We start from the raw sequence: 12416 nt of genomic DNA on the forward strand, positions 1-12416 counted from the left end.
AGGAGTCATATAAATGAATACGTCACCAATTATAGATATTTTTCAAACCTTTTTTTATAAAGGGGTTATGATTTTAATGCCGGTTGCCGGCGTAAGTATGATTGTCGTTATTATCATCGCTGTCATTATGGCGATGATGCAAATTCAAGAGCAAACGCTGACGTTTTTACCGAAAATGGCGAGTATTGTCCTCGTTATTATCATTTTAGGTCCGTGGATGTTCCAAGAGTTAACGACACTTATTTTAGATTTATTTGATAAAATCCCATCGCTATTGCGTTCGTACTAAGATAGGTGAACTGAAATGAATATGGAATTATGGGCGGCAACGTTTTTTGCGTTTTGCCGCATTACTTCATTTTTATATTTTTTACCGTTTTTCTCAGGACGATCCATTCCAGCAATGGCGAAGGTTACAGTTGGACTTGCTCTTTCAATTACAGTGGCTGATCAAGTGGATGTCTCTCACATCAAGACAGTTTGGGACGTTGCAGCTTATGCAGGAACGCAAATTGTAATTGGATTATCACTTTCAAAAATCGTAGAAATGCTGTGGAACATTCCAAAAATGGCCGGGCATATTTTAGACTTTGATATTGGTTTATCACAAGCAAGTTTGTTTGATGTAAATGCAGGCTCACAGTCTACTTTACTATCAACAATTTTTGATATATTTTTTCTCCTTATTTTTATTTCACTTGGCGGCATTAATTATTTCGTTGCCACGATTTTAAAGTCGTTTCAATATACAGAGGCGATTTCAAAATTGCTGACGACTAGTTTTTTAGATAGTCTACTCGCAACGCTATTATTTGCGATCACATCAGCGGTTGAAATTGCTCTTCCGCTTATGGGAAGTTTATTCATCATTAACTTTGTTCTAATTTTAATTGCAAAAAACGCTCCGCAATTAAACGTTTTTATGAATGCATACGTAATTAAAATTACATGTGGTATTTTGTTTATTGCGATGAGTGTACCAATGCTCGGTTATGTTTTTAAAAATATGACGAATGTATTACTTGAAGAGTATACGAAACTATTTAACTTTTTCTTAACGAAGTAGGGGGACGCGCATGGCAAAGGATAATAAAACAGAAAAGGCCACCCCGCAGAAGCGTAAAAAATCGCGTGAAGAAGGGAATATTGCCCGGAGTAAAGATTTAAATAATTTATTTTCCATTCTCGTATTAGCAGTTGTCGTTTATTTCTTCGGAGATTGGCTAGGGTATGAGATTGCAAATTCCGTAGCGGTGCTGTTTGATCAAATTGGAAAAAATACAGATTCAACCGAGTATTTTTATTTAATGGGGATTTTATTACTGAAAGTATCGGCTCCGATATTAATACTCGTATACGCTTTTCATTTATTCAATTATATGATTCAAGTTGGCTTCCTATTTTCTTCTAAAGTCATTAAACCGAAAGCGTCACGTATTAATCCGAAAAACTATTTTACGAGACTGTTTAGTCGTAAAAGTTTAGTAGATATTTTGAAATCACTATTTTATATGGGATTAATCGGTTACGTCGCTTACGTTCTCTTTAAAAAGAATTTAGAGAAAATTGTCAGTATGATTGGATTTAACTGGACTGCATCACTTACTGAAATTATTAGGGAAATTAAATTTATTTTCTTAGCAATTTTAATTATTTTAATCGTTCTTTCTATTATTGATTTTATTTATCAAAAATGGGAGTACGAACAAGATATTAAGATGAAAAAAGAAGAAGTGAAACAAGAGCATAAAGATAATGAAGGGGACCCGCAAGTAAAAGGGAAACGAAAAAACTTTATGCATGCAATCTTGCAAGGAACAATTGCGAAGAAGATGGATGGCGCAACATTTATTGTAAACAACCCGACTCATATTTCGGTCGTACTTCGTTACAATAAACACGTTGATGCAGCACCAATTGTCGTTGCAAAAGGGGAAGATGAGCTCGCGTTATATATACGAACGCTTGCCCGTGAACAAGAAATACCAATGGTGGAAAACCGTCCGCTTGCTCGTTCTTTATATTATCAAGTCGAGGAAGATGAGACGATTCCAGAAGATTTATATGTAGCTGTAATTGAAGTTATGCGCTATTTAATTCAGACGAATGAACTTGAAGTATAATAGCGCGTTTGGAGGAGATCTCTTTGTTTAAGATAGATTCTGCAAGAACCTATTTTTCTATCTTTTTAGCAGCGTCATTCGTAGTGGCGCTCTTAATTCCACTTCCACCATTTATACTTGATATTATTATCGTTTTTCTACTAAGTATGTCAGTGCTTATTTATATGCGAGCGACAAGTATTAACGAGTGGGATGAATTAAAGTCATTTCCAACGATGCTGTTATTAATCGGGATTTTCCGCGTATCGATTAACGTTTCGACGACGCGAGCGATTTTGACAGATGGAAATGCTGGTCATGTTATTGAAGAGTTCGGTCAGTTCGTAATTGGCGGAAACTTATTAATTGGTATCGTTATTTTTACAGTATTAATCATATTCCAGTTTATCGTTGCAAACGGTGCGTCTCGTACAGCTGAAGTAGCAGCTCGTTTTACACTTGATTCTTTACCAGGGAAACAAATGTCTATCGATGCTGATTTAAACCAGCGTATTATTTCAGAAAAAGATGCACAAGCAAAACGAAAGAAATTAAATATGGAAACAGAGTTTTACGGGGCGATGGATGGTGCCGGAAAGTTCATTAAAGGGGACGTTATTTTCGGGATTGTCATTTTATTCGTAAACATTATTTTCGGTTTAATTGTCGGAATGATGCAGCAAGGGATGAGCTTTGCGGATGCGGCTCTTCATTATACACAGTTAACTGTCGGTGACGGAATCGTAAACCAAATCGGTTCGTTAATGCTTGCAATTTCAACAGGTATTATCGTAACGCGTGTATTTGACGGTTCACCGGATACAGTAACAGAAGGTATCTTTAAAGAGTTATTAGCGCATGAAGTCGTTGTATATGCGCTCGGTGGTTTATTTATCGCAATGGGTATTTTTACTCCGCTACCGTTTCTACCATTCGCACTCGTTGGCGGAACGATTATCTTCTTAGGTATTCGTAATAAAAATCGAATAAAGAAAGAAAAAGAAGACGAGCTTCAAAAAGAAATAGAAATGATTCAAGGCGAAGATGAGCAACTGCAACAAGTGGAAGATTCATTTGGAGTATTTACGGATAAATATCCAATTATAGTAGAACTCGGTTTAGATTTAGCAGCACTTGTAAAGCAGAAAATTAACGGGGAAACAGCGCGTGATAAAGTTGTTCTTATGAGGAAGTCAATTATTACTGACCTTGGTATTAACGTTCCTGGAATTAACTTTAAAGATAATACGAGCTTTAGGCCACGCGGACGTTACATTATTCGAATTAAAGGTGCGAAGGCGGCTGAAGGTGTTTTAAAATCAGGTTATTTATTAGCACTGAAAACACCAAACGTAATGGCTGATTTAGATGCAGAGCCAGCGAAAGATCCAATTTTCGGTGAAGATGGATATTGGATTTTAGAGCATATGGTGCAAGATGCACAAATGAAAGGCTATCAAGTTTTAGAGCCACTTAGCATATTAATTACACATTTAGATGTTGTCGTTAGACGTAATCTTCATGAATTAATTCAGCGCCAACATGTAAAAGACTTAATTAACTCGCTTGAAAATGATAATGGCGTTCTATTAGAAGAGATTAAGAAAAAAGAAATTGATTTATCACTTGTTCAAAATGTTATTAAACAACTTCTAAAAGAAGGTATTTCTATTCGTGATTTACCAACAATTATTGAAGGTATTATTGACGGCAAAGAAATTTATCAAAACCACGTGGATGGTGTAACATCATTTGTTCGTGAATGTATTTCAAAAGTTATTTGTGAAAATGCGAAAAATCCGGACGGAAAAATATATGCAGCGCTCTTCTCTGATTCAATCGAGTTAGATGCGGATGTTGTGAATAATTCATATCAAGGTTACTTATTAAACTGGGATTTAGATTTAGAAACACGTGTCGTTGAGCAAGTGCAGCGCGTCTTTAAGCAAGCACGTTTAATGGGAAGAGAACCAGTGTTATTAACACGTAGAAAAGATTTTAGATTTGCGATTGTAAGACTGCTAGAACGTTATCAAGTGGAAGCACAAGTACTTTGTATTAGTGAATTAGCACCAGAAATTGTTGTGGATCAAATTGCCTATATTGAATAGTAGGGGGTGAAGTAATGGAAAGTACAGAAAAGAAAGAAGCGTTAATGCGAATAAAAGCAGCTTCGAAAAATGAATTGTATCGAAAGTTATTTGACCAATATGGTACAGATTATTATTATGTTGTCGATGAAAGTGTAAAACGAAATATACCGTTTTTTTGGAAAAAGGATTATGAAATGTTAGTTGCTTTTCCAGAAGAAAAACAGGAAGAAGTGAATGAAGGTACAGCTCAATTTCATGAACAGTTAATGGATGTTGTGAATGATCCTTCAGAACAAATTGTGAAGGCGAATGGAATTCAATCAGTACTGCACAATTTAGAAAACGTAACGACTTCTATGTCATACGCGGCGATGCAAACAGGAAATAGTGAAGAATGGGCAAGAAAAAAAGAGAAACTATTAAAGCTGTTTGAAAAAGGAATCGTCGTTGTGAAACCGATGAAAGAAACGGAAGTAACGAAAGTAACGAAAAAGAAAAAAGTTGTGAAACAAGTCGTTCCAGTAAAGAAAGAAGAAGTAGTTCCAAAGAAAGAAAATCAAGAATCTGTACCGTTTATTATTCAAAAAGTAATTCGGATGCTAGAACAAAACGATGTGGAACAATATTTCATTCATGCATATGCTGAAAAGTTAAAAATAAAGTTTGAAAATGCAACGATGATTACGGAAGAAGAAGTTATCAGGTACATATTGGAAGATATGAAATCTCATTTCAATACGGAAAACGTCTTTGAAAAAGAAGTACAAACAATTGCATTAATCGGTCCAACTGGCGTTGGTAAAACGACGACACTCGCGAAAATGGCATGGCAATTTCACGGTAAGAAAAAAACAGTTGGTTTTATAACGACAGATCATTCGCGCATAGGAACAGTACAGCAATTGCAAGATAACGTAAAGACAATTGGATCTGAAGTAATTGCTGTGCGTGATGAAGCTGCAATGACAAGAGCGCTTACGTATTTTAAAGAAGAAGCACGCGTCGATTATATTTTAATTGATACAGCCGGAAAAAATTATCGTACGTCAGAAACAGTGGAAGAAATGATTGAAACGATGGGACAAGTAGAACCAGATTATATTTGTTTAACGTTATCAGCTTCTATGAAAAGTAAAGATATGATTGAAATCATTACAAACTTTAAAGATATTCATATAGATGGTATTGTGTTTACGAAATTTGATGAAACAGCAAGTAGTGGCGAATTGTTGAAAATTCCAGCGGTATCATCAGCTCCTATTGTATTAATGACAGATGGCCAAGACATAAAGAAAAATATACATATCGCTACAGCTGAACATTTAGCAAAACAAATGTTACAAACATCGTAGAAAAGAGGTGAAGAATAAGGCGCTTGCCTTATTCAAACGAATATGAACGGTCTTTATATAGGTTCTATGGGCATGATGAATTACATGCAGCGCATTAATGTTCATTCGAATAACGTTGCAAATGCTCAAACGACAGGATTTAAAGCAGAAAATATGACGTCTAAAGTATTTGATGTACAAGACACATATCGTCGCGGAGATGGGGCGGTAACAAATATCGGTTCGGTCGATTACGCTGTAGTACCAGCTGCAACGCATGTGAATTTAGTACAAGGAAATATACAAATGACAAATAGCGCTACAGATTTCTTTTTAGATGACGGCGCGGCCGGCACAACATCATTTTTCGTTACTTCTAAAAATGATGAAACGTTTTTAACGAGAGATGGTAGTTTCACATTAAATAGTGATCGTTATTTACAAACGTCATCTGGTGCTTTCGTAATGGGAGAGAATAATGAGCGTATTCGTATTCCAGAAGGAGCAAAGGTTGCTGTACAAGCAGACGGTACATTATATGATGAAGTAACACAAAATAATATTGCTCGTTTGCAAACAAAAACAGTAGATACCGAAACGAATGCTCGTCTTGTGCAAAGAGAGAACAAAAGCTTTACACTAGCAGAAGGAAACATTGCTAATTTACCGAACGGAACAGGAATAGTAAAAAATCATATGCTAGAAAATTCAAATGTAGATATGACGAAAGAGATGGCCGATCTTATGACAGATCAAAAGATGATTCAAGCATCACAGCGCGTTATGACTTCATTTGATAAAATTTATGAAAAAGAAGCGAATGAAATATTGAGATAGTGGACTCCTAATAAAGGAGTCTTTTATTAATTTTAAATTTCAGAATTATCATTTGACTTTAAGGAGCTTCTTTTTTATATTAGTAGGTATAACTATAACTACTAAAGAGGTGAGAGTATGACAACGGCATTATATTTAGAAGATGCATACAAAACGAGTTGCGAAACAGAAGTGATAAAAGTAGAAGGGAATAAAGTATTTGTAAAGGAAACAGTTTTTTATCCAACTGGTGGAGGGCAAGAATGTGATACGGGTGTCATTGTACAAGATGGGTCTGTATTTGAAGTTGAAAAAGTAAAGAAGGAGCAAGGAGAAATAGTTCACTATATAAAAGATGAAGCTCAAGTAAAATTAGGTCCAGTTAAATTAGAGATAAATTGGGAAAGACGTCATAATTTAATGCGTCATCACTCTTTACTGCATCTTATCGGAGCTGTTGTTTATGAAAAGTATGGAGCTCTATGCACCGGAAATCAAATTTATCCTGATAAAGCACGTATCGATTTTAATGAGTTACAAGAGTTATCGAGCGTGGAAGTAGAAGAAATTGTTGAGGAAGTGAATAAACTTATTAAGCAAAATAAAGAAATTTCCACTCGTTATATGAGCCGCGAAGAAGCAGAAAATGCTGTAGGAATGATTAAAACAGCAATAAATCTCCTGCCAACTACCATCCAAGAAATCCGCATTGTTACAATTGAAAATTTAGACGAACAAGCTTGTGGAGGCACACATGTGAAAAATACGAGTGAAATAGGAACACTTGTTATTGATAAAGTAAAAAGTAAAGGGAAGCAAAATCGTCGTTTTGAAGTAAGGGCGATTTAGATTGTGAGGGGTTACCGATGGATGAAATTATAAAGGAGTTACAAAAGTTAGGATTTTCCCAGTATGAATGTAAAGCGTATATTGGACTACTAAAACATTCCCCAGTAACAGGCTATGAAGTGAGTAAACAAACAGGAGTACCTCGTTCTATGATTTACGAGGTACTCGGTAAGTTAATGGATAAAGGAGCGGTGCACATTGTACCTTCTGAACCAGTGAAATATGTACCAGTACCAGCTACGGAATTAATGAATCGAATGCGAAAAGACTTTGAAAAGTCCTTTGAGTTTTTAGACCAGAAATTAAATCATTTAGAACAAGAAAGACAGATTGATGTAATTTCGCATATTCGCTCAAATGATCGTGTTTTAAAAGAGATATGCAATATAATTAATAGGGCAAAGGAAGAGTTATGGATTTCTGTATGGGAAGATCAAGTGCATGAAATTGAGCCATACATTCATCAAAAGGAAGAGGAAGGCGTGAATATATTCTCAATCTTATTTGGAGCTCCAGAAACAAAAATAGGAGCGACATTTCACCATAATTATATGACGCCCCACGTTGTTGAAAAGAGAATGGGTGGTCATTTAACTGTTATTGCTCGTGATGGAGAGGAAGTATTAATTGCGAACTTTTCAAATAATAGCACTTCATGGGCCGTTACAACGTATGACCCAGCGCTAGTTCTCGTTGCTACAGAGTATGTGCGGCACGATATTATGGTTGAAGAAATCACAAAGGAATTTGGAGCTGATAAGTTAGATACGTTATGGCGTGAAAATATAGATTTAGTTCATGTCGTAACAGGAAAACGAACTTTAGAAGGAATGGAGGATGATAGAGATGAGTAAAGCTCAGGCACATGTAGCTTTGCAGAGCGATGATACATTTCAGCAAGGAGTAAAAGATTGTTTACCAACTGTATTTGGTTATTTGAGCATCGGTATAGCAGCTGGTGTAATTGCAAAAACAGCAGGTTTTTCTATCATTGAAATTGCATTTATGTCCACTTTAATTTATGCAGGTTCTGCCCAATTTATATTAGCTGGTATGTATGCAGCCGGTGCTCCTGCTTCCGCAATTATTTTTACTGTATTTTTTGTTAATTTACGCCATTTATTAATGAGTGCTGCCCTCGCACCGCACTTTATGAAACTACCTCTATTAAAAAACGTCATTATCGGTTCTCAAATTACAGATGAAACTTTCGGCGTTGCAGTGCAGCATGCAGCGCAAAAAGGATATTTAGGCGAAAGATGGATGATTGGGCTAAATGTAACGGCTTATTTAAACTGGATTCTTGCTACTATTATTGGCGGGCTATTTGGTGAGTGGATACCAGACCCGCATACATATGGGATGGATTATGCATTACCAGCGATGTTTATCGGGTTATTTGTACTTCAGCTCATAAGTAGTAAACCAAAGCTAGCAATTCATTTAAGTGTTGCAATTGTAGCGATTATTATCGCATACGTTTCACACCTATTTATGCCAGATAGTATAGCGGTTATTATCGCAACATTACTAGCTGCGACGATTGGAGTGGTGATTGAAAAATGGAAATGAGATTAGATGTATTATTACTTTTACTAGCAGCAGGAGCTGTTACACTCGTGCCACGTATTTTACCTCTACTCGTATTTAGCAAACTACAAATTCCTGACTGGGGTTTAAAATGGTTAAATTACATACCAATTGCAATATTAGCAGCACTTTTAGCACAAGTATTATTTATGCATGAGACGGTGCAATGGGATTACCTGATCGCAGCAATTCCAACATTTCTTGTAGCCATATATACTCGTAGTTTATTAGGTACAGTATTAACAGGAGTGGTTGTGATTATTTTGTTACGTTTCTTTTTCTAAAAAGGATTCAGCTCATATAATAGCGAAAAGTGTAATAACATGAAAAATATAGGGGTGGTGTTATGATACTTTTAACGATAGGAGCAATTTTGTTAACGTTGTTTATTTTCTTTATTATCGGTTTCGTTACGTTTATGATGTTTGTTGATAAGGCGACACCTCAAATATATTATACACCTTGTGAATCAGTGACAGTGAAAACTAAAGGTAAACATAGAAGGAAGAAAAGTTGAAAGTTGGCTTTTCTTCCTTCTTCTATTACATCCCCGAAAGAACTAACAACAACAGCCCAAATAGAAAACTAATAAAGGAAAGAAAACCAATACATATCGAGAACACACGATTATTTCTCCATTCGTGCCAAAAAGCGATAAATCCTAAAATACAAAGGAAAAACCAAATGGGCAGGAATATGAACTCGCTAACTTTCTCGGGGAGTAACGAATAAAAAGTTGTTACATATAAGATCCAATTTGTAAAAAATAAAATGCAAATGATAATAGATTGTAAGTAGGGGCGGTTGAAAAATATCCCTTTTTTTACGGTTTTAAAAATGATAGTTAGCGCTGAGATAAAGGCAATGAGTATGAAAACAAGTAAGAGTAATGTCAGCGTCATTTTGAGTCTCCTTTATAAGATTGTTCTTATCACGCATGGGCAGTAAGACCCACATCTTAAAACTCAACGTAAGAAAAGAGATTAGGTGGGGGATGAACCCCCCCCACTGATTGAAGTTTCACTTTACAAGAAATGAATCTATTAAATGGTATGCTTGTTTTGTAGAGTGCCAGTTATATTTTTTAGTGTACGGATTTAGAAATCCATGTTCACCGTGTAGTTGTTTTATTTCTAATAAAGGATTATTTTGTTGTTGCAATGTTTGAATTAAAGAGGATACTGAAAAACTAGCTTCTTTTTCAGGGAATATAAGTAGTGTAGCGCATGTAGGCTTTATGTGAACATAGTCGCGTATACGAGAACCGTAACATCCGATAATAAAATTTATTTTCGGATTGTTACTACATAGCCATGAGATGGTAGCTCCAACACTAAAGCCGATAAGTCCAATATGTGTATAACTACTAGAAAGATGAGAAATGAATTCTTCAATTTGCTTTTTTCCATAATCAAATCCAATATGATTTACAAAATGTTCATATGCTTTTTCTTCATCACGATAATGAAATGCATGTTGCGATTGTAGAAGATTAGGACAGAATACGTCTATATGAGATGAAGTAAAGTGGTTGGTAACGTGATGCATATGGTCGTTCACACCATATATTTCATGAACAGCAATGAGAGCTACTTTTTTCTTCATAGTTATAAAGTACCTCTATGAAACTTAAATTCTTTCTCAACAAGGCAGATACGCAGGTGGAAGTTTTCATACCATTGCTCACGACCTCTTTTTTTCGCTTCTTTATGTAAGGTGTTCTTTTTCCAATTTTCAATCGCATCAAGTGATTCCCAATAAGAAATTGTGATTCCGAGTCCAGAATTACCTCGTGCACTTTCTACACCTAAAAATCCAGGTTGTTGCTTTGCAAGTTTCTCCATTTCTTCGGCAACGGTATTATAGTCAGTTGTATTATTTGATAAATTAGAAGTGAATATAACTGCATAATAAGGCTGGTTTTTTTCTAAATTAGATGCCATTATTTTTCCTCCTTAATGTATAGTACGAATAATTAATCCATAGTTTGTATTTTAGCAGGTCACAAAAAGAAAAGAAGTAGAAAATTCTTATTTTTTCAGCTCATGTAAAATAAAGAGTTGAAGAAATTTATAATAAGTAATCTGAAAGAAGAAAAATGCCACTTCAAAAGAGAAGTGGCATTTCTTATATTTCCTCTAAGCTATTAACTGGAACAGTTAATTCGCGTCCTGGGTTTTTTACTTCATATATGCGGGCGGTTTCATTGCTTTCATCGACGTGTTGAATCATAACAGGCATGCCTTGAAAATTGACATTGGCTTGTTCTGCTGACATAGAAAGCTCTATTGCACGTTGTATATTCATTTATATTCCTCCCATCATTATTATCTTTGCTAAAAAAGAGGAATAATATACCATTTAGAGACATTCTTAAAGTTTTTGTATTATTTGTAATGTTTCTTTAATAAATGAAGAAAAGATGGAATCAGGATAACCATCTATCGTTTGAACTGCTTCTTTTGCTTCTTTCAGAGCAGCTGGTTTATCTTGAAGTTTTATATGACACAGGGCACGATATGATCCAGCTGTTAATAACCATGACTGATCAAGTGGATGACTCATATAATCTGGAATATTAGCACGTTTTAATGTTTCCAAAGCTTCCTTGTAACGTTTTAAACCATACAGAGATTTTCCTTTTTCAAGATAATACAATCCATCTGCTTGAAAAATCGGTACATCTTTTAGTTTTTCTCGGAATTGTTCTAAATGTTCTAACGCAATTGTATATTCATTCGTAACGGTATTGTAGTAATAAGCTTTTAATATATCTATATTTGCAGCGGATAGAGTATCTTCTGTAAAAATGGCAAATTGCTCCGATTTTTTTATGTAATATAAATACTGTTCTTTATCAGCTGTAATGACTTTTTGATAAGATAAAATACGGTAAAATTCATCTGTTTTATAATACACTTGATGTTTTTTTGAAAATGCAAGTGCATCTAAAATGATTTTTTCACATTTTTCATAATTACCGTATGCGAGTAAAATAATTGCTTCTTTTAAATATAATTGTATATGTGTAATAAGATCCATTTCTAAATTCTTCGTTTTATATTCATCGCGAATTTTGGTAATCAACTGTAAACATTCTTTATATTTTTTCCGTTTGTAGAGCATATAGTAAAACAGTAGTTTCGTTTCAGTGCTTTCTCGATATAAAGTATATTTTTCAAATATAGAAACAGCAGTTTCAACGTAATATTCAATATGATAATCGTTCATAATAGTTGCTCCTGTTAGGAACTGTTTATATAAGCGAGCTGTATTTAAAGTAGAAGGTAGCTCTGTTTGAACGATAGGTAGTAAAGTCTTGTATACTTCATCGCATTTATTTGCCTTTATTAGTTGCTCCATTTTTTGAATGAGTTCTACAATTTCTCCTTCATCTTCTTCTAATAAAAAGCTCGTTTCACATTCAAGTTTTTCCGCAATATATTGTAATGTTTTCATAGAAGGTGTAGCTTTTCCATTTTCAATTTGACTAAGCATACTTTTTGTCAGTTCCGAACCTGCCAGTGCTGTTTGCGTAAGCTTTTTTTCTTTTCGTAATGCTTTAATTTTTTCGCCGAGAGTTGCCATATTGTTGCTCCTTTATATTTAAAAAGTTTAATTGTATTTAACTTTTT

General features: G+C 34.8%; 16 protein-coding genes. 11 read left to right on the plus strand and 5 right to left on the minus strand.

All coding sequences use genetic code 11. From position 1 onward, the window contains the following. Positions 1-13: 13 nt before the first annotated feature. The 11 genes from DN399_RS08240 (at position 14) to DN399_RS08290 (ending at position 9298) form a co-directional block, all read left to right on the plus strand. On the plus strand, positions 14-289 hold the full coding sequence (locus tag DN399_RS08240) for a flagellar biosynthetic protein FliQ (RefSeq protein ID WP_001098085.1): 276 nt from the start codon (positions 14-16) through the stop codon (positions 287-289). A 15-nt stretch (positions 290-304) separates the two neighbouring features. Further along, positions 305-1066 carry a flagellar biosynthetic protein FliR gene (locus tag DN399_RS08245; protein WP_149149463.1) on the plus strand — a complete coding sequence of 254 codons (762 nt, stop codon included), beginning with the start codon at positions 305-307 and terminating at the stop codon, positions 1064-1066. Between the two features lie 10 nt (positions 1067-1076). Next, positions 1077-2123: a flagellar type III secretion system protein FlhB gene (gene flhB / locus DN399_RS08250; RefSeq protein WP_001030111.1), complete on the plus strand. Its 1047-nt coding sequence runs from the start codon at positions 1077-1079 to the stop codon at positions 2121-2123. Positions 2124-2146: 23 nt separating this feature from the next. After that, a complete protein-coding gene (flhA, locus tag DN399_RS08255; RefSeq protein ID WP_000472534.1) occupies positions 2147-4213 on the plus strand; it encodes a flagellar biosynthesis protein FlhA in 2067 nt (688 codons plus the stop codon). Between the two features lie 14 nt (positions 4214-4227). Continuing rightward, positions 4228-5547, plus strand: a complete 1320-nt coding sequence (flhF, locus tag DN399_RS08260; RefSeq protein ID WP_000446174.1) for a flagellar biosynthesis GTPase FlhF — start codon at positions 4228-4230, stop codon at positions 5545-5547. Positions 5548-5589: 42 nt separating this feature from the next. Next, positions 5590-6363, plus strand: coding sequence for a flagellar basal-body rod protein FlgG (locus tag DN399_RS08265; protein WP_149149464.1), 774 nt, complete (start codon positions 5590-5592; stop codon positions 6361-6363). A 117-nt stretch (positions 6364-6480) separates the two neighbouring features. Further along, entirely contained in the window at positions 6481-7191 is a 711-nt protein-coding gene (locus tag DN399_RS08270; protein WP_000205380.1) for an alanyl-tRNA editing protein, read from the plus strand. Positions 7192-7208: 17 nt separating this feature from the next. Then, the gene (locus tag DN399_RS08275; protein ID WP_149149465.1) at positions 7209-8045 is read left to right on the plus strand and encodes a TrmB family transcriptional regulator; all 837 of its coding nucleotides are present in this window, start codon (positions 7209-7211) and stop codon (positions 8043-8045) included. After that, entirely contained in the window at positions 8038-8763 is a 726-nt protein-coding gene (locus DN399_RS08280) for an AzlC family ABC transporter permease (RefSeq protein ID WP_149149466.1), read from the plus strand. Before DN399_RS08275 ends, DN399_RS08280 begins: the two co-directional genes overlap by 8 nt. Further along, entirely contained in the window at positions 8754-9065 is a 312-nt protein-coding gene (locus DN399_RS08285) for an AzlD domain-containing protein (RefSeq protein WP_000425946.1), read from the plus strand. Before DN399_RS08280 ends, DN399_RS08285 begins: the two co-directional genes overlap by 10 nt. Positions 9066-9127: 62 nt before the next feature. Next, complete coding sequence (locus DN399_RS08290) at positions 9128-9298, plus strand: DUF3951 domain-containing protein (RefSeq protein WP_000602244.1); 171 nt, start codon at positions 9128-9130, stop codon at positions 9296-9298. 25 nt (positions 9299-9323) lie between these two features. Here the strand turns inward: DN399_RS08290 and DN399_RS08295 are convergent, their stop codons facing one another. The 5 genes from DN399_RS08295 to DN399_RS08315 form a co-directional block, all read right to left on the minus strand. Then, positions 9324-9683 (minus strand): hypothetical protein, encoded by a 360-nt coding sequence (locus DN399_RS08295; RefSeq protein ID WP_080469764.1) that lies wholly within the window; start codon positions 9681-9683, stop codon positions 9324-9326. Positions 9684-9801: 118 nt separating this feature from the next. Beyond that, positions 9802-10386: a dienelactone hydrolase family protein gene (locus DN399_RS08300; RefSeq protein WP_078994765.1), complete on the minus strand. Its 585-nt coding sequence runs from the start codon at positions 10384-10386 to the stop codon at positions 9802-9804. Positions 10387-10388: 2 nt separating this feature from the next. Further along, positions 10389-10724 (minus strand): antibiotic biosynthesis monooxygenase family protein, encoded by a 336-nt coding sequence (locus tag DN399_RS08305; protein ID WP_000157887.1) that lies wholly within the window; start codon positions 10722-10724, stop codon positions 10389-10391. A gap of 184 nt (positions 10725-10908) precedes the next feature. Next, positions 10909-11088 (minus strand): H-type small acid-soluble spore protein, encoded by a 180-nt coding sequence (locus DN399_RS08310; protein WP_001025731.1) that lies wholly within the window; start codon positions 11086-11088, stop codon positions 10909-10911. 66 nt (positions 11089-11154) lie between these two features. After that, positions 11155-12369, minus strand: a complete 1215-nt coding sequence (locus tag DN399_RS08315) for a helix-turn-helix domain-containing protein (protein WP_149149467.1) — start codon at positions 12367-12369, stop codon at positions 11155-11157. Between the last annotated feature and the right edge of the window lie 47 nt (positions 12370-12416).

It is taken from the genome of Bacillus sp. AR4-2, from assembly GCF_008274865.1.
Lineage (GTDB): Bacteria > Bacillota > Bacilli > Bacillales > Bacillaceae_G > Bacillus_A > Bacillus_A cereus.

Excerpts from the sequence above, each read along its gene's own strand:
- DN399_RS08240 (WP_001098085.1), top strand. The coding sequence starts at position 14 with ATGAATACGTCACCAATTATAGATATTTTTCAAACCTTTTTTTATAAA.
- DN399_RS08245 (WP_149149463.1), top strand. The coding sequence starts at position 305 with ATGAATATGGAATTATGGGCGGCAACGTTTTTTGCGTTTTGCCGCATT.
- flhB (WP_001030111.1), top strand. The coding sequence starts at position 1,077 with ATGGCAAAGGATAATAAAACAGAAAAGGCCACCCCGCAGAAGCGTAAA.
- flhF (WP_000446174.1), top strand. The coding sequence starts at position 4,228 with ATGGAAAGTACAGAAAAGAAAGAAGCGTTAATGCGAATAAAAGCAGCT.
- DN399_RS08265 (WP_149149464.1), top strand. The coding sequence starts at position 5,590 with ATGAACGGTCTTTATATAGGTTCTATGGGCATGATGAATTACATGCAG.
- DN399_RS08270 (WP_000205380.1), top strand. The coding sequence starts at position 6,481 with ATGACAACGGCATTATATTTAGAAGATGCATACAAAACGAGTTGCGAA.
- DN399_RS08275 (WP_149149465.1), top strand. The coding sequence starts at position 7,209 with ATGGATGAAATTATAAAGGAGTTACAAAAGTTAGGATTTTCCCAGTAT.
- DN399_RS08280 (WP_149149466.1), top strand. The coding sequence starts at position 8,038 with ATGAGTAAAGCTCAGGCACATGTAGCTTTGCAGAGCGATGATACATTT.
- DN399_RS08285 (WP_000425946.1), top strand. The coding sequence starts at position 8,754 with ATGGAAATGAGATTAGATGTATTATTACTTTTACTAGCAGCAGGAGCT.
- DN399_RS08290 (WP_000602244.1), top strand. The coding sequence starts at position 9,128 with ATGATACTTTTAACGATAGGAGCAATTTTGTTAACGTTGTTTATTTTC.
- DN399_RS08295 (WP_080469764.1), bottom strand. The coding sequence starts at position 9,683 with ATGACGCTGACATTACTCTTACTTGTTTTCATACTCATTGCCTTTATC.
- DN399_RS08300 (WP_078994765.1), bottom strand. The coding sequence starts at position 10,386 with ATGAAGAAAAAAGTAGCTCTCATTGCTGTTCATGAAATATATGGTGTG.
- DN399_RS08305 (WP_000157887.1), bottom strand. The coding sequence starts at position 10,724 with ATGGCATCTAATTTAGAAAAAAACCAGCCTTATTATGCAGTTATATTC.
- DN399_RS08310 (WP_001025731.1), bottom strand. The coding sequence starts at position 11,088 with ATGAATATACAACGTGCAATAGAGCTTTCTATGTCAGCAGAACAAGCC.
- DN399_RS08315 (WP_149149467.1), bottom strand. The coding sequence starts at position 12,369 with ATGGCAACTCTCGGCGAAAAAATTAAAGCATTACGAAAAGAAAAAAAG.